The 21,487-nt window shown below is 67.7% G+C and carries 15 protein-coding genes; 3 read left to right on the top strand and 12 right to left on the bottom strand.

The window, feature by feature from the left end:
* Nucleotides 1-48: 48 nt before the first annotated feature.
* The 8 genes from HGR_RS14555 to HGR_RS14520 form a co-directional block, all read right to left on the bottom strand.
* Nucleotides 49-1,458 (bottom strand): MATE family efflux transporter, encoded by a 1,410-nt coding sequence (locus tag HGR_RS14555; protein WP_081463559.1) that lies wholly within the window; start codon nucleotides 1,456-1,458, stop codon nucleotides 49-51.
* A gap of 174 nt (nucleotides 1,459-1,632) precedes the next feature.
* Complete coding sequence (locus HGR_RS14550) at nucleotides 1,633-2,007, bottom strand: hypothetical protein (RefSeq protein WP_006299088.1); 375 nt, start codon at nucleotides 2,005-2,007, stop codon at nucleotides 1,633-1,635.
* Nucleotides 2,004-2,570, bottom strand: a complete 567-nt coding sequence (locus tag HGR_RS14545; RefSeq protein WP_006299087.1) for a cob(I)yrinic acid a,c-diamide adenosyltransferase — start codon at nucleotides 2,568-2,570, stop codon at nucleotides 2,004-2,006. The genes HGR_RS14550 and HGR_RS14545 overlap by 4 nt, the downstream gene beginning before the upstream one ends.
* Before the next feature lie 124 nt (nucleotides 2,571-2,694).
* Nucleotides 2,695-4,020: a hypothetical protein gene (locus HGR_RS14540; RefSeq protein ID WP_006299086.1), complete on the bottom strand. Its 1,326-nt coding sequence runs from the start codon at nucleotides 4,018-4,020 to the stop codon at nucleotides 2,695-2,697.
* A gap of 19 nt (nucleotides 4,021-4,039) precedes the next feature.
* Nucleotides 4,040-4,870, bottom strand: coding sequence for an outer membrane lipoprotein-sorting protein (locus tag HGR_RS14535; protein WP_081463558.1), 831 nt, complete (start codon nucleotides 4,868-4,870; stop codon nucleotides 4,040-4,042).
* Complete coding sequence (locus tag HGR_RS14530) at nucleotides 4,863-6,269, bottom strand: ABC transporter permease (protein ID WP_006299084.1); 1,407 nt, start codon at nucleotides 6,267-6,269, stop codon at nucleotides 4,863-4,865. The genes HGR_RS14535 and HGR_RS14530 overlap by 8 nt, the downstream gene beginning before the upstream one ends.
* Entirely contained in the window at nucleotides 6,256-7,023 is a 768-nt protein-coding gene (locus HGR_RS14525; protein WP_006299083.1) for an ABC transporter ATP-binding protein, read from the bottom strand. The genes HGR_RS14530 and HGR_RS14525 overlap by 14 nt, the downstream gene beginning before the upstream one ends.
* Before the next feature lie 8 nt (nucleotides 7,024-7,031).
* Complete coding sequence (locus HGR_RS14520; RefSeq protein ID WP_006299082.1) at nucleotides 7,032-7,472, bottom strand: DUF2141 domain-containing protein; 441 nt, start codon at nucleotides 7,470-7,472, stop codon at nucleotides 7,032-7,034.
* Nucleotides 7,473-7,672: 200 nt separating this feature from the next.
* Here HGR_RS14520 and HGR_RS14515 point away from each other — a divergent pair, with 200 nt between their 5' ends.
* From HGR_RS14515 to HGR_RS14505, 3 genes are all read left to right on the top strand, one after another.
* Nucleotides 7,673-8,416: a response regulator gene (locus HGR_RS14515; protein WP_006299081.1), complete on the top strand. Its 744-nt coding sequence runs from the start codon at nucleotides 7,673-7,675 to the stop codon at nucleotides 8,414-8,416.
* Nucleotides 8,413-9,768 (top strand): ATP-binding protein, encoded by a 1,356-nt coding sequence (locus HGR_RS14510; protein ID WP_006299080.1) that lies wholly within the window; start codon nucleotides 8,413-8,415, stop codon nucleotides 9,766-9,768. Before HGR_RS14515 ends, HGR_RS14510 begins: the two co-directional genes overlap by 4 nt.
* Nucleotides 9,769-9,906: 138 nt before the next feature.
* Nucleotides 9,907-11,346: an FAD-binding oxidoreductase gene (locus tag HGR_RS14505; RefSeq protein WP_006299079.1), complete on the top strand. Its 1,440-nt coding sequence runs from the start codon at nucleotides 9,907-9,909 to the stop codon at nucleotides 11,344-11,346.
* Nucleotides 11,347-11,531: 185 nt separating this feature from the next.
* Here the strand turns inward: HGR_RS14505 and HGR_RS14500 are convergent, their stop codons facing one another.
* The 4 genes from HGR_RS14500 to HGR_RS14485 all read right to left on the bottom strand — a co-directional run bounded on the left by HGR_RS14500 (nucleotide 11,532) and on the right by HGR_RS14485 (nucleotide 21,487).
* Nucleotides 11,532-11,738 (bottom strand): hypothetical protein, encoded by a 207-nt coding sequence (locus HGR_RS14500; protein WP_006299078.1) that lies wholly within the window; start codon nucleotides 11,736-11,738, stop codon nucleotides 11,532-11,534.
* 246 nt (nucleotides 11,739-11,984) lie between these two features.
* Complete coding sequence (locus tag HGR_RS16900; protein WP_169312710.1) at nucleotides 11,985-15,431, bottom strand: bifunctional diguanylate cyclase/phosphodiesterase; 3,447 nt, start codon at nucleotides 15,429-15,431, stop codon at nucleotides 11,985-11,987.
* A gap of 253 nt (nucleotides 15,432-15,684) precedes the next feature.
* Nucleotides 15,685-17,355, bottom strand: a complete 1,671-nt coding sequence (locus HGR_RS14490; protein WP_006299076.1) for a methyl-accepting chemotaxis protein — start codon at nucleotides 17,353-17,355, stop codon at nucleotides 15,685-15,687.
* Between the two features lie 178 nt (nucleotides 17,356-17,533).
* Entirely contained in the window at nucleotides 17,534-21,487 is a 3,954-nt protein-coding gene (locus HGR_RS14485) for a PAS domain S-box protein (RefSeq protein ID WP_006299075.1), read from the bottom strand.

Raw genomic sequence — 21,487 nt, 5'->3', positions numbered from 1 at the left:
GACGGCACGCGCCTGGGGCCGACGCGCGCCTTCGGCGGGAACCCCAGCTCAGACCAGGCGCTTGATCTTGCGCTTGCGCCAAACCAGGCCGTAGTAGGCGCCTTGCATCAGCAGCATGGCGCTGAAGGCAATCGGGTAGGCCATCCACACACCGTCGATACCGACGCGCTGGCTCAGCAGCCAGGCCGCGGGCACCTGGATGAAGGCGATGCTGACGATGGCAATCGCCGTGGGCACCAGTACCGCGCCGCTGGAACGCATCACGCCACCGAGCAGGGCGGCGAATCCGAACACCAAGCAGCTCCAGAGCATGATGTGCAGCAGGTTCTGCGCCATGCCCACCACGCGCTCGTCGGTGATGAACATCTGCATCAAGGGCCGCGACGCCAGGTAACCCAGCAACACCAGTCCGCCCGTGATGAGCAGGTTCAGCACCAGACCCGTTTGCGTGATCGCGGCCAGGCGATCGGACTTGCCGGCGCCGATGGCCTGAGCGCCCAGGATGGACGCCGTGATCGCGATCGACAGCGCGGGGAACTGCACGTAGTTCACGACCTGATTGACCGCGCCATACGCGGCGGTGGCGTCCGAGCCAAAGCCATTGACCAGGGACAGCACGGCAACCTCGGACAGGGCGATCACGATCATCTGCACCGAGGTGGGCAAACCAATGCGCAGCACCAGCTTGAGCCAGTGCCAGTCCGGCCGCAAGGCGCGCAGCAGGCGAGCATCCGGCGCGAGAGGATGACCACGCCAGCGCAGGTAAGCGACCAGAAAGGCCAAGGCGGTCACGAAGGAGAAGATGGCCGCCACCGCCGCCGAGGCAACACCCAGGCGCGGCAGGCCCAGCCAGCCCAGGATGAAGGCCGGCGTCAGCAGGCAAGACACGGCGGTGGACAGCAAGAGCGCATACAGCGGAGTGACCGTGTCACCCACGCCGCGCAGCAACTGTGTGTAGAGGATGAAGACCAGCAAGGCGGGCATGGCCAGCATCACCGGGCGCGCGTACCCCAGGGCCAGGGGCAGCACGTCGGCGGGGGTGCCCAGGGCCTTGAGCATGGGCTCGGTGTAGAGGCCGCCAAACAAGGCCACGCCCAGACCGATCAGCAGGCTCAGGCACAGGGCCGCGCCCGCGATGGACTTCACCTTTGCTGGCTCGCGCGCGCCCCAGGCCTGACCGATCAGCACCGAGGCGCCCGCGCCGATGCCGATGATGAGCGCGATGAAGAAGAACAGGATGGGGAACATGCCCGCCACCGCCGCCAAGGCCTGGGTGCCCAGCAACTGGCCCACGAAGATGTTATTGACGGTGCCCGAGAGCGACTGCAACAGATTGGCCAGGATCATCGGCCCGAGGAAGAGCAGGAAGATTTTCCACAGGGGCCGAACCGTGGGGCCGCTGGCGTGGGCAGGCCCAGCGGCGCTGGTCGGTTTCTGGATGGGTGATTCAGACGTCATGAAACAAGGTGTGTTGTGGTTGGTTCTGAGCAGGATTCTGGGGCCGGCGCAGATTCGTCCAGCACGGTTCCTCAAGATGCGCGCTTCGCTCCTCGCGAGTGGATTGGTCGGACGCACCTTGATCCGGCACCCCGCGCCATCCAGGAAGGACCTCGTCGACGTGGCGCTGAGCGCTCAGTCCGAGGCACGCTCGCAACGCCCCTGGGCTTGCATGACACCACGCCAGTCGCTTTGCCAGCTCAGCTGGTCCGCGTCGAAGGCGATGCGTTCGTTGTCCAGCGCGGTCAGCACGCGGGCGCCGTGCACATTGAAGCTGTAGACCGGCACGCCATCGATGCGCACCTCGGTGATCTTCTTGTCGTCGTGAACCAGCCCCACCGTGCGCACCCACACGTTGCGCGCGGGCTGGTAGACGGGTTCGCAGCGGTAGTTGACCAGCGCGTCGGCCCAGGCCAAGGGTTGCAGGCTGAGCAGGCCCCCCAAGACCAGGGACCGGAATGAAACCGCCGGCACGACAGGCGCGAGCCGATTCATGAACACAAGCTTCATTCTTCCTCACCGCGCCGCAGACGCTCACTGCGCCAGTACACGTCGTCACCGCCATCCATGCGATTCAACACCCGGGCCAGCACGAAGAGCAGGTCCGAGAGGCGATTGAGGTATTGCCGGGGCTCGGGGCGCACGGCTTCGCGCGCACCCAGCGCCACCAAGGCGCGCTCGGCCCGACGCGCCACGGTGCGGCACACATGGGCTTGCGCGGCCGCGCGCGTGCCGGCGGGCAGGATGAATTCCTTGAGCCTCGGCAAGGTCGCGTTGTGCGTGGCCAGCGCCTCGTCCAAGGTCAGCACGGCTTGGGCTTTCAGCAACTCAAACCCAGGGATGGACAACTCCCCACCCAGGTTGAACAGCTCGTGCTGCACTTCGACCAGCAGCGCGCGAACCGCATCCGGTAAAGGCTCGCACAGCAGCAGGCCGAGGTGCGAGTTCAGCTCGTCGACATCGCCCATGGCCTGCACGCGCAGGTCGTCCTTGGGCACGCGGCTGTTGTCGCCCAATCCGGTCGTGCCGTCGTCGCCGGTGCGGGTCGCGATCTGGGTGAGGCGGTTGCCCATCGTGGTGGCCTTGGAACAAGGAAAGAAGGATTGCGGTGGATGCGGCCCGAGGCATCGACCAACGAAGCCTGGGCGCGGTCAGCGGGGCATTATCGCCCTCGCTCCCCACCCTTGCAGCCATCCCTCACAGAAAGCAGCGCAGGTACAAGGCCACCGTGGCGCGGACCGGCGCCGCGCCGAACTCACTGTCGTCAGCGCCGGTGCTGCGCGTGTGCTGCAGGCCCAGATCCCAGCGCTCGCTGGCATGCCAGACGGCCTCCGCCTGCCAGAAGGCGCTGCCGTCTGCGGTGTTACGCCGCACGAAGGCGCTCAGGTCCAGGTTGGCCAGGTCCAAGGCGCGGTCCCAACCCAGGCGCGCAAAGCCATAGCGCCGGGTCAGCAGGTCCTGCCGCTCTTGCAGGTCTTGGCGCAAGGCGCCCAAGCGGCCAGCCGCTGGCCGCGTGGCCGTGCGCCACGCCGACCACTCGGCCTCCGACAGGGCATCACCCGCGTAGTGCTGCTCAAGGCTCAACACCGGCCCCCACGGCGAGCTCCAAGACGCGCCCGCGGCCAGACGGTTGAACCAGCGTTCGTCCGCGGCGGTCGTGCCGGCATTCACGGTGGGCAACGGCGCGCGGCGGCCACCGCTCCATTCGAGTTGGAGGAGCAGCGCATCGGTGGCCGTCCAAGAAAGGTTGCTGCCCATCTGCGGCGCGTCCCCGTCGCGCGCGAAAGCGGTGAAGTCCACGGCCAGGCGTTCGCCGGTGCGCGGGGACAGTCGCAGCAAGGCCGCGCCCTGTCGGTTGGTGCGCTCCAGGCCCAAGGCCCAGGTGTCGTCGTCGAAACGGTCCGCGTCGCTGAGCTGAGGCAACACGGCCAGCTGGGCCGAGCCCTCGTCGTGCAGCCACTGCGCGCGCACCATCACCGCGCCGAGCCGGTTTTCGCGCAGGGCCGCGGGGTTCTGCGAGCTGCGCATCACCACCGCGTTCTCGCGCAGATAGTCGCTCGGGTTGTAGCCCAGGCCCACGCCCTGGCGCAGGTTGATGCGGCCCGCGTCCACGTACCACGAGGGCATGGCCTGCGCGCTGAAGTACAGCTCGCGCAGGGCGTTGCGGCGCGTGCCATCCATGCGATCGGCGGCGCCCTGGTATTCCACGGCCTCCAGCCGGTCCGACACGACCCAACGCTCGCCATCGCCCACCGGCCACTCGCGGCGGAAATCCAGCACCGCGCGCCCCAGGCGCTCGGCTTCGCCAGCCTCGCGGCGCAGGTCCATGCCCTGGGCCCAGGCCTCCAGCTTCAGCCCCAGACGTTCGTCGGTCGCGGACGCCTCCACCCCCAAGGCGAGCGGATCGGGCAGCGGCTCCATGCCCTGCGCGGCCAGCCCCCACGGGAGAAGGGCCGCGACCAGGAGAGGAGGGCCGACGAAAGATGCGCGTGCCCACGGGCGCAGCCAGAAGAGTTTGTGCATGCCGTGCTCCGTCGTCTCGTCACTGGGCACGGAAGCGCGGCAGGTAATCGCGTTGCAGCCAGGCTTCCGGCACCTCGCGCGTCGCATGGTCCGCACTGCGCATCACCGTGACCCAGCCGCCGTCCAGCCCGTCGATGATGACCGTCTCGGTCGGTCGCACGCGGCCCAGCGCAGTCTCGTAGCGGCGGAAGTAGGCGGTCTTGAGCAGGCGGTCCTCGGCCGAGTAATAACGCGCCATCAGGGGCCGGTCATCGGCCGCGTCGACCCACAGGTCCACCCGCGCGTAGGACACGTCGTCGCGCAGCGCGCTCAAGCGCAAGTGCAGGCTATCGCGCTGCACGCCTTCGCCATCCTTGAGCAGCTCAGGTCCGACTTTTTCCGCTCGGTAGTCCCGGGCCAGCTGCGTGGTCATGACGTCGCCGTTGGAGGCCTGGCCCAGCAGGCGCTGCTGCGGCGAGATGCGCACGCTGGCGCGGCTGGAAGGGTCGTAGAACCAGAGGTCCGCGCCATTGCGCAGCATCAGCTTGCCCGCGTCGCGCGCGGGCGCCACGAACTGCACCAGATTGCGGTACTGCCCACTGTCGACACTGGGCCGCGCGTAGACGATGAGCGCGGAGTTGGCGCTTTGGCGGCCTTGGCGGTATTCGGTCAGTTGCAAGCGCACCGAGAAGCTGCCAGGGGGGTTGCGGATGGCATCGGCCGCTTGCAGGATTTCCTCGGCGCTGCGCTCCCCGGCCCGGGCCGCACAGGCCAGGGCAGCCAGCAGCAATGCGGCACCAGCACTCAACCACGCGCGTCGAAGGTGCGCTCCATGTGCTGGAGAGCCGGGATCACTTGAGTGTTCAGACATGACGCAAAGCCTCCACGATTTGCATGCGCGCGGCGCGGTTGGCCGGCAGCAGCGATGACAGGGCCGCGAGACCGGCCAGCGCCAGCACCGTGCCCAGGAACAGGGCTGGATGGCCGAACACGTCCACGCCCACCGGGACCGGCATCACCCGGCCGGGCGGCGTCCAGGACCAGCCGGCGCGGTTGATCACGTACTCGCTGAACACCACACCGATCAGCACGCCGACCACGGCCCCCAGCACGCCAATCAGCACCCCTTCCAGAATGAACATGCGGCGCACATGGCCACGCCGAAAGCCCAGGGAACGTAGCGTGCCGATTTCGCCAACCCGCTCGCCGACCGACATGCCCACGGCATTCGCCACCGAGAACAGCGTGACCGCACCCATCAGCAGAGCCACGAAGCGGAACATTGCCTCGAACATGCCGACCACCTGCAGGTACTGGGGTTGCACCTCGGTGTAGGGCCGAACCTCCAAGTCCGCACCTCCAGGGTGACTGGCCAGCAAAGCCTGCAAGCGGGCCTGCGCGCGCGGGACTTGCGCGGTGTCGGCCAGCTGCACGACGATGGCCGAGGCCCCATGCCCGCCCGGGCCGAACACCAGACGCTCGGCCAAGCCAAATGGCATGGCCACGAAAGAGACGTCCAGCTCGCGCACGCCCTGGCGCTCGGTGCGCAGGATGTCCATGCGCACCACGCTGGGCGCGCCGCCGCTGGTGGACGACAGCAACTCGATGCCGGGCACGGCATCGCTGGCCGGCGCGCGGCCCTGAGCGACGGCACCCGCTTGCTGAACCAAGGCCCCCAGGTCAGCCGCCATGGCCGCGCCTTCGGGCGCAGCCTCCGCGGGCGGACGCAGACAATCGCGCAACTCCAGCGCTTCGCACAGGGCCAGGAGTTGGGCCAGCCCCAGACCGATGACACCGCCCTGGGGCTGGTCAGCGCGCAAGAGATTGGCGCGTGGCGGCAGGGGCAGCCCCGCGCCGGCCCAGGCCAGCATCTCGTCGCGATCAGCGGCGAGCCAGCCGGTCCCGGCGAAGGTGCTGGACGCGCCGGCCGCGAAATTGCCCGCGACGCCCTGCACCTGCAGCACGGGCGTGACCACGCGCAGCAAGGGCTGCAGTTCGGCGTCCGCGCGGATGCGGTCGATCCACGCCGCGTGATCGCGGATGGCGTAGCGGGCCGTGTTGCCTCGGCCGAAATCGAGAAAGCCCTTGCGCATGATCTGCAAGTGGCCGGTCTCGCGCACGGTTTCCGTCTGCAAGGCACTGATGATGGTGGCGACATAGCCGCCAAAGATGACCAGGGCCATCGCGCTCACCGCGAGGGCGCCCAAGGTGAGCAGGCTGCGGCGGCGATTGCGCAGCAGGTTGCGCCAGGCGAGGTCAAACAGATTCATGGCGGATTTCCTCCTGGGCGGTCGGTACGGACGGCGCCGCGGGCGGGGTCAGGGGTGGGACGATCTGGCCGTCGGCGATGCGGACGAGGACATCGGCGGCCTGGATCAGGGCCGGATCGTGCGAGGAGAAAACAAAACTCGCGCCGGTCTCGCGCTGGATGCGGCGCATCAAGGCGATGATGTCGGCGCCGGTCTGGCGGTCCAGGTTGGCCGTGGGCTCGTCGGCCAGCACCAGTCCGGGCGCGTTGGCCAGGGCGCGGGCGATCGCCACGCGCTGGCGCTGCCCGCCGGACAGCTGGTTGGGCCGCCTCGTTTCCATCCCTTGCAGCCCCACCGCGGCCAGCAGTTCGCGCGCGCGCTGGCGCCGCCGCGTGCCGTCTCGCTCCAGCAGGCGCATGGGGTACTCCACGTTTTCCAGCGCGTTGAGCACGGGCAGCAGATTGAAGTTCTGGAACACGAAGCCGATGCGGCGCGCGCGGAACGCGCTGAGCTGGTCGTCGTTCAGCTCCCGCGGCGTGATGCCATCGATCTCGACCTGTCCGGCGTCGGGCCGGTCGATGCAGCCTAGGACGTGCAGCAAGGTGCTCTTGCCGCTGCCCGAAGGGCCAGCGATCACGGTGAAGCCGCCGGCCGTGATGTCAAGGTCGATGCCGCGCAGCGCGGGCACCTGCACCTCACCCAGGTGGTAGTTCTTGCGCAGACCGCGCAGGCGCGCGAGTGGCCGGGGCGCGGCCGGGGTTGCGGAGGTGTCCATGGCGGGCCTCAGCGCAGCTTGATGCGGATGCGCGCGCCTTCGGCGCCCAGGTCGAAACGTGCGTCGCGGAACTCGGGCGGGCCGGCGGTGCCACGCGCATCGCGGCTAAAGCCATAGGGCTCCTTGGGAATGCCGAAGAGCCCCCGGTCCAGTTCCAGATTGCCGTTCTCGTCCTGGTAGGCCGAGACCGCGTAGCGGCCGGGTTGGATGTCACGGAACACGACCTCCACCACGGGCTTGTCGGCCGGCGTGCGCAGACCGCTGGTGAACTGCTTGGGAAAGCTCTCCGGCTTGTCGAACAGGCCGACCGAGACGACGCCTTGGGTCCCGCGCAGGCCCTCGACTTCGACCACCAGGTCGGCAGCGAAGGCGGGTAAGGCGGACGAGGCGCAGAAGGACGACAAGGCCAACAGCACGCAGGCCAGCGGGCGGTTTGTGTACGAATGCATGAGCAGACTCCGTTTGTGGTGAGGAGTCGCCATTGCATCGGGCCGCTTTGTCGGCGATGTATCCCAGGCCCTTGATTTTTGTATCGGCACGCGTCGGCGGACCCGGTCGATACACTGGGATACAAACCCGCTGCCGCGCCCGGCGGACAATCCCGCTGCCCGCTGTCCTTGAGGACAGCCACACGATCCGACTCACTTGCATGGAACGCAACGACCGCATCCTGGTTGTCGATGACGACCCCGATATCCGCGCGCTGCTGGCCGAGTACCTCGGCGGACAAGGCCTGCGCGCGGACTGTGCGGCGGACGGTCGTCAGATGCGTGCAACCCTGCGGGCCGCCCCGGTGGACCTGGTCGTGCTGGACCTGATGCTGCCGGGCGAGGATGGCTTGAGCCTGCTGCGCTGGTTGCGCGACAGCGAATGGGCCCACGTGCCGGTGCTCATGCTGACGGCGCGCGGCGACAACGTGGACCGCATCATCGGCCTGGAAATGGGCGCGGACGACTACCTGCCCAAACCTTTCGAGCCGCGCGAGTTGGTGGCGCGCATCCGCGCCGTGCTGCGGCGCACGCACGCACTGCCCACCAGCGCGGGCCTGGACGACGACACCCCCTGCCTGGCCTTTGGTGCCTGGCGCCTGGACACCGTGGCGCGGCACCTGGTGGACGCGCGCGGTGCCGTCACGCCGCTGTCGGGTGCCGAGTACGCCTTGTTGCGTTTCCTGTTGCGGCACCCGCAGCGCATCGTCAACCGCGATCAGTTGCTGGCCCAGCTCGCGGGGCGCGATGCCGAGGTGTATGACCGCAGCATCGACCTGCGGGTGAGCCGCCTGCGCCGCCGCCTGGGCGACGACGCGCGGGAACCCGCCTACATCAAGACGGTGCGCAACGAGGGGTATGTGTTCTGCATGGCGGTCACGTCCTGCGCTCAGGCAGCGCGATGAAAAAGCCAACCTTGCCGCGCGCCATGCGCTCGCTCACCGCGCGCGTGATGCTGATCCTGGTGCTGGCCACCGTGTTCATTCAAGCGGCCAGTTTCATCGCGGTGCTGGCCGTCAGCGCGCGCGCGGGGCGCGCGCAGATGTACGCCTTCATGAGCGCCGACGTCGCCTTCGTGCAGCGTTTCCTGCGCAGCCTGCCCCCCGATCAACGCGGCATCTGGCTCAAGAACCTGGATCGGGGCTACTACGGCTTCGAGCTGATCCAGGGCGCCTCCCCGGCGCCACGCTGCACGCACCCGCACGCCACCGAACTCGCCGACAGCCTGCACGCGCAGGCGGGGCAAAACTTGGGGGCCGTGGCGCTGTGCGCGATACCCGACCAGCCCTTCCTGTCGCTGCCGATCGACCAGGAGCAGACGCTGCTGGTGCATTTCGGCGAACGCCCGCTGTCACTGCCCTCCTTGTCGACGGGCTTTGCCTACTTGGCCGTGCTGTGCCTGGCGGTGATGCTGGTGGCGTGGCTGGCGGTGCGGCAGACCACCCGCCCGCTCTCGCGCCTGGCCACCGCGGCCAAGGCACTGGGCCGAGATCTGCACGCACCGCCGCTGCCCGAGAATGGGCCCGTGGAAGTCGCCCGCGCGGCCCACGCCTTCAACGCGATGCAGCGCGCCATCCAGCGCCACGTGGCCGAGCGCACGGAGATCCTGGCGGCCATCTCGCACGACCTCAAGACCCCACTGACCCGTTTGCGCCTGCGCGCCGAGAACCACGCACCGGCGCAGCAGCGGGAGCGCTTCGTGGCCGACATCGACGCCATGCGCGCCATGATCCAGGACGGCCTGGACTACGCCGAGAGCGCCAGCCTGCGCGAACCGCGCCAGTTGCTGAACCTCGGTCCACTGTGCGAGGCCATGGCCGAGGACATGCGCGACGCAGGCCAGAACTGCGTTTGCCAAGGCGAGGTTCAGCCGCCGGTCCACGCGGCACCGCGCGCGCTGCGGCGCGCCTTGCAGAACCTGCTGGACAACGCCGTGCGCTATGGCCAGCAGGCGCGCATCCGGCTGAGCGAAGAGAACGGGCAGATCGTCATCGGCATCGAGGACGAGGGTCCGGGCATTCCGCCGGATCAGCTGGAGCGGGTGTTCGACCCCTTTCTGCGCCTGGAGATGTCGCGCAACCGGGACACGGGCGGCTCCGGCCTGGGCCTGAGCATCGCGCGCAACCTGCTGCGCGCGCATGGAGGCGACGTGCGCTTGAGCAATCTCACGCACGGCGGCCTGCGCGCGGAGGTACGCCTACCCCCCGCGACGGAACAGGCCGAAGGCGCCGGCGACGCGGCCGACAACCGGGCCTAGACGGCTGGCGTCACAATCTCGCCATCGGCGCATCCGTCAGCATTTCGCCTCTCGCCTCAGCCTCTCGCCATTCGACCGCGCGGCCTCGCGGCCTCACAGTCAGGCTTGCGCCCAGACCGCGCCCTCAGGAGACCCGCCATGAACGCACCACAGACATCCGCCCAGCTGCAGCCCCAGGCGCGGCAACGACCCGTGCCCGCCGCGCTGCTGGCAGCGCTCTCGGCCCGCTTCGGCGCGCGCTGCTCCACCGCGCTGGCGGTGCGCGAGCAGCATGGACGTGATGAGTCCGCCTTCACCACCGTGCCGCCGCCAGCGGCCGTGGTCTACGCCGAAAGCACCAGCGAAGTGGCCGAGGTGCTGCGCCTAGCCAACGAGCACGGCACGCCGGTGATTCCCTACGGCGTGGGTTCCTCGCTCGAGGGCCATCTGCTAGCCATCGAAGGCGGTATCAGCCTGGACGTGAGTCGCATGAACCAGGTGCTGGCCATCCACCCCGAAGACCTGACCGTCACCGTGCAGCCCGGCGTGACACGCAAGCAGCTGAATGAAGAGCTGAAACACCTGGGCCTGTTCTTCTCGGTCGACCCGGGCGCGGACGCGAGCATCGGGGGCATGAGCGCCACCCGCGCCTCGGGCACGAACACCGTGCGCTACGGCGCCATGCGCGAGAACGTGCTGGCGCTGGAAGTCGTCACGCCGCACCCCGTCAAGGGCAGCGAAGTCATCCGCACCGGCAGCCGCGCGAAAAAGAGCAGCGCCGGTTACGACTTGACGCGCCTGTTCGTCGGCAGCGAAGGCACGCTGGGCGTCATCACCGAGATCACGCTCAAGGTCTACCCGCTGCCCGAGGCCATCACCGCGGCGGTCTGTTCCTTCCCCGACATCGGCGCCGCCGTGCGCACCACCATCGAGATCATCCAGCTCGGGGTGCCCATTGCCCGCGTGGAGCTGCTGGACGCCAACACCGTGCGCGCGGTCAACAAGCACAGCAAGCTCACGCTGCGCGAGGAGGCCATGCTGCTGATGGAGTTCCACGGCTCCCCCGCCAGCGTGCGCGAGCAGGCGGAAACCGTGCAGGCCCTGGCCGCGGACCAAGGAGGGCAAGCCTTCGAATGGGCCGAGACGCCCGAGGAACGCACGCGCTTGTGGACGGCGCGGCATGCGGCTTACTTCGCGGGCTTGCAGACCCGCCCGGGCTGCCGAGCCATCACCACCGACGCCTGTGTGCCGATCTCGCAACTGGCCACGGCCGTGGTCGAGAGCGTGGACGAGGCCAACGCGGGCGGCATTCCCTACTTCCTGGTCGGCCACGTGGGCGATGGCAACTTCCACATGGGCTACCTGATCGACCCAGACAGCGCGGACGAACGCGCGCGCGCCGAACAACTCAACCACCAGCTGGTGCACCGCGCGCTGCGCCTGGGCGGCACCTGCACGGGCGAGCATGGCATCGGTCTGCACAAGATGGGCTTTCTGCCCGAGGAAACCGGCGACGGTGCGGTGGAGGTGATGCGCACCATCAAGCGCGCGCTGGACCCGAAGAACATCATGAACCCGGGCAAGATCTTCGCGCTCTGAGCCCAGAGCGCCGGGACGCTGAGGCGCTATCGCATTTAAGCCCCGTTTTTTACGCGCGCGCAGCCGACCTTGTTCCGGACCGACCATGCCGCCGATCAACGGATCGGCTCACCGCGCGAGTGAAAGAAAAAGGGCGCCGATCAACGGCACCCTTGGGTTTTGTAACCCTGGCAGCGGGAACACTCTCAACGGAAGAAGCGGTTCTGGATGCCGTTGCCATCCGTCCAGCTCACACCCACGGGCGCCAAATTGTGCGGATTGACCACGATGGCCGCGCGCTCGCTGTTCAGGTAGTTGGCGTAATCGGCGCCGCCCAGCGCGGCCCGGGCCTCGTTCAGGACGTCGTCGCCGTTGTCTCCGATGTAGTGGTGCAGTGCGAATTCGATGTACATGCTTGCTCCTTGATGCGATGAAAAACCGCCTTCAGTGTCGAACAAGCACCGCCCAGCAACTTTGTTTTACCGGGATGCCGACGAATTAATTTTCTGTTTTAAATCAACTATTTAGGCGGTCAATTTTTCAATGAGAAACGCCATTTTTTCGTATGGCGGATTTTTGCTGCTGCGCAGCATGCCAAATCCCATATTGCAAAAACACGGTATTGGCCTGCGGGAACCCGCCCGAGGGCGTGCACCCGCCTAAGCCTGCGCCTTTTGCCAAATCGCGAGGACATCCTCCGCAGGCGCGGGGCGACCGTGCAAATAGCCCTGCTGCACGATCTGGCCGCGCGCGTGGAGAAAGTCCGCCTGCGCGCGCGTTTCCACGCCCTCGGCCACGACCTTGAGCCGCAGGTGGCGCGCCACCGACAGGATGGCGTCAACCAGGGCCGCGTCGTTGGGGTCGGTGGGCGCGTCCTGCACGAAGCTGCGGTCGATCTTGATTTCGTCGATGGGCAAGCGCTTCAGGTAGGCCAGGGATGAGTACCCGGTGCCGAAATCGTCCAGCGAGAACTTCACACCCAGACTGGCGAGCTGCGACATCTTGCGTGTCACGTTCTCCACCTGTTCCATCAGGATGCTCTCGGTGATTTCGATGATCAGGTCACCCGGGGCGGCGCCATGGACGCGCAAGGCCTCCTGCACCTCGTGCACGAAGCTGGGCTGGTGGAATTGGCGCGTGCTGACATTGACGGCGATGGGCAGGCGCAGGCCTCGCGCGCGCAAGGCGCCGAGGTGGGCGCAGACGCCTTGCAGCACCCAGCGGCCGACGTCCGTGATCAGCTCGCTTTCCTCAGCGACGGGAATGAAGGCGCCAGGCGCCACCAGGCCCTGTTCCGGGTGCTGCCAGCGCACCAAGGCCTCGGCGCTGACCATCTGGCCTTCCGCATCCACCTGGGGCTGAAGGTAGACGCGCAGCTCACCGGCCGCCAGCCCCCGGCGCAGGTCACGCTCGATCAGGAAGCGGCGGCTCACGACTTGCTCCATGGAGGCGTCGAAGAAGGCCGTGTGCCCCGCGCTGCCTTCCCGGCCGCGGCTGTCCTTGGCGCGGTGCAAGGCCGTGTCCGCGCGGCGCAGCACATTCTCGGGCGAGTCCTGCTCCAGCACGCCCCCCGGACTCTGAGGTAGTCCTTCGACCTCGACGCGGTGCGGCAACAAGGTGATGCCGATGCAGCAGCTCACGGCCAAGCTTTCCCCATGCGCCAATTGCACCGGCGTCGTCAACGTGTCGTGCAGGCTTTGCGCCAGGCGCAGGGCCTGCGCGCCCACGGCCTCACGCGCGGCGGGCTCGCCCTGAGCGCCAGCATGGTCGCCTGAGCGCACGGGCTGCAACAAGACGGCGAATTCGTCGGCATTCAAGTGGGCCAGTTGGGCCTCCGGCGGCAAGGCCGCGGCGAAGCGCCAGCTGAGCTGGCGCAGCAACTGGTCCCCGGCAGCCGGGCCGAGCGCGTCGTTCACCGTCTGGAAGCGGTCCAGGTCGAGCAACAGCAAGGCGCACTGCTCAGCCACGGGCCCCTCGTCCGGCGCGCGCGGCGCGGCGCGCGTCTCCAGGGTCTCCTTCAGATCCAGCAGCAGGCGATGGCGGTTGGGCAGCCCGGTCAAGGGATGGAACCAGGCCAGCTGACGCGCCTTCTCCTCGGCGTTGCGCTGCAGCGTCACGTCCAGTTGCACGGCCAGGTAATGCGCCACCTCGTCCTTGGCATTGCGCACGGGCGCGATGGTCATGCTCACCACGTAGTCGCGTCCGTCCTTGGCGCGGTTGATCAGCTCCCCATGCCACGCCTGGCCTGCCTTGATCGTGAGCCACAGGGTGTCGTACACCTCGGCCGGGGTGCGGCCCGAGTTCAACAACCGCGGGTTGGTGCCCAGCACCTCGGCCTGCGTGTAGCCGCTCATGGCTTCGAAGGCCGGGTTGACGTACTCGATATTGCCCTCGAGGTTGGTGATGACCACGCTGGCCGGGCTTTGCTCGATGGCCTGGGACAAGCGGATGAGCTGGTCCTGGTCCTTCTTGCGCTGGGTGATGTCGCGCGTCACGCCGAGAACACGGGTCACGCGTCCCGTTTTCTCGTCGGTCAGGAGAGTGGTCACGACTTCGGTGGGCATGAGCACGCCATCGCCGTTGAGGACCGGCGTCTCGCCCAGCGCGGTGCGCTGGCTTTCGTCCCCCTCTTGCAAGGCGGCGATGCGTTGGCGCAGACGCTCGAGCGTCGCCTGTTCCACGGCGGCGGGCAACACGTCCTTGAACGACATGCTGGTGGCCTGCGCCGGGTCATAACCGAACAGGCGCACCGCCGGGCTGGCGTAGAGGTAGTGGTCAGCTTCCAGGTCGTAGAGCCAAACCACGTCGCTGCTGTTGTCCGCCAACAGACGGTACAAGGCCTCGCTTTCCAGCAAGGCCTGCTTGGCGCGCTGGAGCTCCTCGATGTCGCGCAGCGAGTGCAGGCGCCGCCGACGTTCGTGTCGCAGGTAAAGCGCCACGGCCAGGGCGAGCAAGCCCAAAACGGCCGTCAAGGCCATCCAGGCACCGCTGGCGGCGGCGCCGTGGAGCATCTCCTCCCGGCCTTGCTGGACCAGCAGCCACCACTCGGTGTCGCCGATGCGGTGCATCACGGCCAGCGCCGGCACGCCATGGTGTTCCAGCCCCTCGACCGGCGCGGCGACATCCCGGGGCCAGGGCATGCGGCTCAGTCCCTTGCGCAGCTCCGCCACGCGCTCGGCGGGCACATCGCCCGTGAAGATGAGCGGCTCACCGTCACGACGCAGCAGAACCGCTTCGGCCCCCTGGCGCAGCAGGGGCCAATCGCTGAGCGCCAGTTTCAGGTAGGCCTGGGCATCGGCGTGCAGCACGAGGGCCGCCTGCGCGGGTCGGCGGACGCCATCGTTCAAATTCGCGGGGACCAAGGGGGCGACAAAGGCCAAGCGCCATTGGCCGTGCACGTCGCGCCACGGCCCCGCCGGCTGCGGCTGGTTCTGGCTGATGGCCAGGCGCACCGCGTCGGCCAGCTCCAGGTCCACCTGGACGTCGCGTTGCGGCGCTTCGGTGCTGTCCAGCCACCGCCGTCCCTGTGCGTCAACGACGTCAGCGCGAACAAACCTGCCGGCCAGGCGGGAACGCTCGAGAAAGCGCCGCATCTCGAGCAAGCCCTGGGCGTCACCGCGCTCGCGCCAGGCAGTCCAGCGCGCGCGCAGGTAAGGCGTGTTGGCAAGCTCGCTGGCGTCAGCCAGCCGCTGCTGCTGCCAGGCGGAGAGTTCTTGGGCCTTGGATTGGACCACGGCGCGCAACTGGGCGTGCGCCTGCTCGCGCTCCTCGCGCATGGCTTGCCAGATGGTCGACGCCACGAACATCACCACGACCAGCGCGAGCACGGCGAACACCGCCATGGAGCGCAGCAGGGCGTAGCGTGATGCTTCCGCGTCGGTCGAGGCCGATTGCGCGAGCAAGCCCCGGACGCGACGCCGCAGCAGGAAATGCAACATGGTGGCGCTGACGGCGACGAACAACCACCCTTTGAGGGTGGATGCCAGCAGCAGCATGTCCGGGTCGCGAACCAACCAGCCCATCAGGCGGTCGGAGAGCAAGATCCACAGGGACGCGAAGACGACGTAGATCAATACCACGTCCAGCGTGCCGCGGGATCGTGTCAAGGTGCCGCGGGTGCCGGGCCGGGCGGCCGATGCGGAGCGGGAAGGGCGAGGTGTGGAGTCTGCTTTCATGTACGGGCGGGCGCCATCATCGAGCAAGGCGCATGCCCGCGCACAGTACACAAACCCGAGGCCGGGAAAACCTCAGGATGCCGCCAGGAACGAGGCCGGGCGGCCCGTTGTCGTCAGGAGGTCAGGCGTGCGCTGTGCGCCGCAAGCGGCTTCGGCGAAAGGCCGATGATGGCACGAGCCCGGATCATGCCGATTTCATGCCGATGCGCCCCTGGGGCGCGGGGGCCGGATCGTCCTGCGCATCGAGGTCCCCGCGACCGTGCTTGCGCAGGGCCACGGCATCGGCCTCGGCCAGGGTCTTGTCCTTGTCGGTGAGGCGGAACACGCGGATGGTGTTGTGCACCATGCCCACCTGGTCGTTGAGGGACTTGGCCGAGGCGGCCAGCTCTTCCACCATCGCGGCATTCTGCTGCGTGATGCCATCGAGATGGGAGACCGCCGAATTGATTTGCGCCGCGCCCGAGGCTTGCTCACGCGCTGCGGTGTTGATCTGGTCCAGCAGGGCGGACACCCGACCGACCGACTCCATGACCCCGTCCATGCGTCCGCGCGCATCGACCGCGCGCTGCCCACCGAGTTCGACGCGCTGGCGCGACTCTTCGATCAGGCCCTTGATTTCCTTCGAGGCGTCCGTCGTGCGTCCGGCCAGGGTGCGCACCTCGGCAGCCACGACCGCGAAACCGCGACCCTGTTCACCCGCCCGGGCGGCTTCCACCGCCGCGTTCAGGGCCAGGATGTTGGTCTGGAAGGCGATGCCTTCGATCACCTGGATAATGTCGTTGATGCGGCGGGACGACTCGGCGATCTCGTCCATGGTGCTGGCCACGCTCTGGACCGCCTCGTGGCTGCGCTGCGCCACGCCCGCGGTCTCGCGCGCCACGCCCGCGCCCTCCTCCGCCAGCTTGCTGGTCTGCTGGATGGTGCCGTTGATCTGATCCATGGCGGCCGCGGTCTGTTCCAGGCTGCTGGCCTGCGACTCGGTGCGCGCGGACATGTCGGCGTTCCCACTGGCGATTTCGCGCGCGCTCCCCAGCAGATTGGCCACCTCGTGCCGAACGTCCCGCACGACGGTGCGCACGGAGACGGCCAGCTGGGCCAGGGCCAGCTGCAACTGGCCAATCTCGCCCTTGCTGGTGACTTGCACCTGGCGCGTCAAGTCACCGGCCGCCAGCAAGTTCGCCGTCTCGATCACGCTCTCCAAAGGCTTGATGCCAACGCGCACCAGGTAGAAGCCAAAGACCAACGCGGCGAGGACGGCGGCGGCCGTGCCCACCCAGGGGGAGAAACCGAAGTGCGCGAGCAGCGGCCCAATCAGGGCCGTGACCAACATGGCCGTGAAGTAGCTGCCGCGCAGTTCAGGTCGCAGCCAACGCCAGAGCCGACCCGTCAGGCTGTTGTTGCGAACCTCGCCATGGTGCAGCACATGCACCCGACGCCCCGCGGCGGCTTCCTCCCGCATGGTGGCGTACAACGCCTCGGCGCCGGCGATTTCCGAGTCGGGTGCGCGGGTGCGCACCGAGAGATAACCAATGATGCGCTCGCCATCACGCATCGGCGTGGCGTTGGCGCGCACCCAGTAGTAATCCCCGTTCTTGCGCCTGTTCTTGACCAGGGCGGTCCAAGGTCGTCCATTCTGGATGGTGTCCCACATGTCACGGAACGCCTCCTCGGGCATGTCGGGGTGGCGCACCAGGTTGTGCGGCTGCCCCATCAACTCCGACACCGTGTAGCCGCTGACGCTGGCGAAGTTGGTGTTGCAGTAAGTCATGCGCCCCTTCAGATCCGTGATGGAGATCAGGGTCTGGTCGGCGGGAAAGGTATAGCCGTTCTGGGTGACGGGCAGGTTGAGGCGCATGATGCGATGGCTCCTTGGATGGGTGCAGCGTTCTTGACGCTTGATGTTCCGATCGGCGGCGGGTGAAAGCTTCTCCAAACGCACGCGCGGCCTGGACGGACCAGGGCGGTTGTCGAGGCCGCTTGTGCAGACCTTGTCCTACCTGCGTGCCTTGGGGAGGCTTGCAGGCTCCTTGTTTTCAGTTTTTTGTTTTTTCAAATTCACAGTACAGCGCGGGCATCGGCTCCACTGTGCGCAAGGCTTGCACGGCGGTCAATGCCCTGCCAGTGTCAAAAACCGCCATGGCCTCCTGAAGCGCGCGCAGCCCTTCCTGCAGACTGGCCGCCTGGGCGGGCGAGACGGGCATGGACGCAAAACGGACCGGCAGAGCGTCGGCCAGGTCCAGCGCCGCCAAGTCCTTGCCGCGCAGGCAGCAGGCCAGGGTATCCAGCGCCTGCAACCACTCTTGCGCCGTGGGGGCGGGCTGGGGCGAGGCCGGCGAGGACGCCGATGCCGCCGTCTCTTGCGTCGCGCGCCACTGGGCCTGCGCCGCCGCGGTGTGCGTCCAGACTAGCGCCAGTTGGGCTCTCAACGCCGTCACGGCGGCGGGCAGCGCAGGTGAAGCGGGGTGGGATTCGGGCTGACCAGGCGCACCGACCCTGGGGTCCTGCCGCGCCTGGCGCTCGATGCGGGCGGCCAGTTCGCCCAGGCGCAAGGCCCCGACGGTGCGCGCGGCACTCTTGAGCTCATGCGCCGCGTCGCGCACACGTTCCTCCGCGCCCTGAGCGATGTCGTCGCACAGCCGCTGGGCTTGGGTCGAGAAGTCCTGCAGCAGACGGTCGTAAAAGACCGCATCGGCCGCCAGTCGGTTCAGCGCGCCCTCGGAGTCCAGCAGTGGCCACTCGTCCAAGGGCGACAGCGGCGCCGACGTGATCGATGGTGGTGGCTCGGGGAGCGGCGCGGAGCTGGCGCCTGACACAGTAACGCCGTGGACATGGTGCAAGACGCGTTGGATCAGCAGCTCCTGCTCGAAAGGTTTGCCAATGTGGTCATTCATGCCCGCATCCAGACAGGCTTGGCGGTCCGACACCATGGCGTTGGCGGTCATCGCGATGATGGGCAGCTTGAGCCAGCCGGCCTGTCCAGGACGGGCATCGGGTGCGGTTTGGGCCCGCGCGCCCTGGCGACGGATGGCGCGGGTGGCCTGCAAGCCATCCAGCACCGGCATCTGCATGTCCATCAGCACCAGGTCATAGGCAGCGGGTGCGGCATTCAGCGCATCCAGTGCTTGCTGGCCATTTCCCGCGACGCGGATCTCGGCGCCTTCGCGGCTCAGCATGCGACGCGCGACCTCCTGGTTGATCAGGTTGTCTTCCACCAGCAGCAAGCGAAGTCCCGCCAACCGCTGGCCCTTGGCGGAAGGCGCGCTGGGCGGCCGTTGCGCGGGTGCGCGCTTGCGGCGCAGCGCGGCTCGGACCATGCCGGGGGTCAGGGGCTTGCGCAAACCACCCCGCCGCGGTCGGGCGCTGACGGTCAGGACATCAGGCTCTGGGACCTGATCCTTGGGCCAGGCATTGAGTTCGCGCGACCACGCCTCGGCATCCGGCCCATCCAGGTCGAGCAAGACGGCCCCTGGTGCGGCGGCGGCCTTCAGGTGCTGGATTGCCTCGCGCAGCACAGACAAATCATCCAGCACTTGCACCTGCCAACCCTGGCCAGCCAGCATGCCCGACAAAGCGGAGCGCGAGGGCGTGGCAGGCGCCAACAGCCAGATGCGTGTTGCCTCCTCACCGCTCTTGATGAGGGCTTCATCACCCAGTTCAGGGACCCCCAAACACAGCTGAAAGGAGAAACAGCTCCCACGCCCCGGCTCGCTCTCGACGGTCAGCGCGCGTCCTTCTCCGCTGGCTTCGACCATCAGGCCCACCAAGCGCTGGCTGATGGCCAGGCCCAGTCCGGTGCCGCCGTAACGACGCGAGGTGGAGGCCTCGGCCTGGCTGAACCCGCTGAAGATGTGCTGAATCTGGTCCGGGCTGATTCCGATGCCCGTGTCCTGCACGGCGAACTCCAGCAGAACGCCGTGCTCGTCACGGCGCATCTGGCGCACGCGAAGCAACACCTGTCCCTGGGCCGTGAACTTGATGGCGTTGCCGCCCAGGTTCATGAGGACTTGCTTGAGGCGCAGCATGTCGCCCCGTAGCACGAGTGGAATGGCGGGATCGATGTCGTAAATCAGCTCCAGGGATTTGTCGCCCAAGGCCCCGGACAGAATGGGCGAGAGTTCGGCATACAAGGTGTCGAGCGCGAAGGGTTCCAGGTCCAAGGGCATCTTGCCCGCCTCGATCTTGGAGAAATCAAGGATGTCGTTGAGGATGCCCAGGAGCATGCGCGCGGCGCTCCCGATCTTGCCCAGCAGGTCTTCTTGCTCCGCGTCCAGCGGGGTCTGCTCCAGCAGCTGCAACATGCCCATGACGGCATTCATCGGCGTTCGGATTTCATGACTCATATTGGCCAGGAACCGACTCTTGCCCTCCGCGGCCGCCTGAGCCGCCTGCAGCGCCTCCTGGATGTCGGTGATGTCGATGCGAAACAGCACATGCAGGCCATCCGGCGTCGCGTGGCCGATGTACTTCACCCAGCGCCCAGTGCTGAGCTGCACCTGGTAGCGGAAGTCCGGGCGCTCCATCATCTGCCGCATCTCGCGCAGCCGGGTGCGTGGATCGGTGTTGCCACGGTACACACCGGCGTCGATCAGCATTTGGGCGACCGTGTCGAAGGTCAAGCCGGTGGTGATGGCACTGCGCTTGGCGCCCAGGATTTCACGGTACTTGTCGTTGTAGAACAGCAAGCGCTCGTGCTTGTCGTAGACGGCAAAGGCTTCACCCAAGGCCTCGAAGGCCGAGCGCAAGAGACGCTCGCCGGCTTGGATGCGCTGACGCGCCAACACGTAGGAGCTGATGTCCTGCACCGCGCCAATCACGCGTTGCGGCTTGCCCTTGTACAGCTCGACCTCGCCGCTCAGGCGCACCCACACTTCGGACCCGTCTGCCTGCTCGACCTTGAGGGACTGGCTGAAGACCTGGGCCCGTCCTTGAACCAAGGCATCGACATGGCCCCGCAGCTCCTGGGCCACCTGAGGTGCCAGGCCTTGCATGACCTCGCTGACCGGCAACTGCGCCGCGTCAAGCCGGAGAATGGCACGCGCCTCCTCGGAAAAATTCAACACGCCCGAGCCCAGGTCGCCATGCCAGCCGCCCACGCCCGCGATGCGGCCCGTGCGCTGCAGCAGCACTTCGTGGTTCTTGCGCGCCGTGATGTCGGTGCGCACCGAGACATACCGCTCGGGCAGCCCGTCCGGACCCATCAGCGGCGCGATCACACTGTCCACCCAATACAGCGAGCCGTTCTTCGCGCGGTTGCAAATCTCGCCGCGCCACACGCGCCCTTGCCCGATGGTGCTCCACATGTCTCGCCAGAAGTCCGGCGTGTGGTGACCCGAGTTCAACAGATTGTGATTGAGGCCCAGCAGTTCATCCTGGGCATAGCCGCTGATGTGCGTGAAGCGCTCGTTGAAGCGCAGGATGCGGCCCTGCAAATCCGTCTCGGAGACGATGGCGTGCTGGTCCATGATGCTGTTGAGGTTTTCATGGTCCCGCAAGGCTTGTCGCACCCGTTCTTGCTCCCCGCGCGCGAGGTCGATGTCGATCTGCACGACCATCCAGCCGATGAACTCAGCCTGCTCGGGGTCCCGCAAGGGATGGAGTTCAACCATCGTCCAGCGTGCGTGGCCACCCGGACGGCGGAACTGCACATCCACGCGCAGGGGCGTGCGGGCGTGCAAGGCCGCGTCCAGTTCCAGGCGGCGCGGTCCGGGCAGCACGGCGTTGCGCAGGAGTTCAGGCAATGTCATGCGCGTCAGATCGTCCAGACCATGGCCCGTCAGATGGGCATAGGCCGTGTCGGCCCAGACGATGCGGCCAGCGACGTCGGTGAAGGCCACGGCGTCCTGGGGCGAGCGCGCCATGCGGAGCAGCTGCGCGATGTCCAGCGGAGGTCGTTCACGGCGCCGCCGAAGCCAGAACCACCAAGCGGCACCGAGCAAGCCCCCCTGCGCAAGCACCGCGGACAAACCGATCAGCGCGGCCGCTTCCAT

The sequence above is a fragment of the Hylemonella gracilis ATCC 19624 genome (assembly GCF_000211835.1).
GTDB lineage: Bacteria > Pseudomonadota > Gammaproteobacteria > Burkholderiales > Burkholderiaceae_C > Hylemonella > Hylemonella gracilis.
The sequence above is the reverse complement of the archived record's forward strand: the minus strand, read 5'-3'. Positions and strand labels throughout refer to the sequence as shown.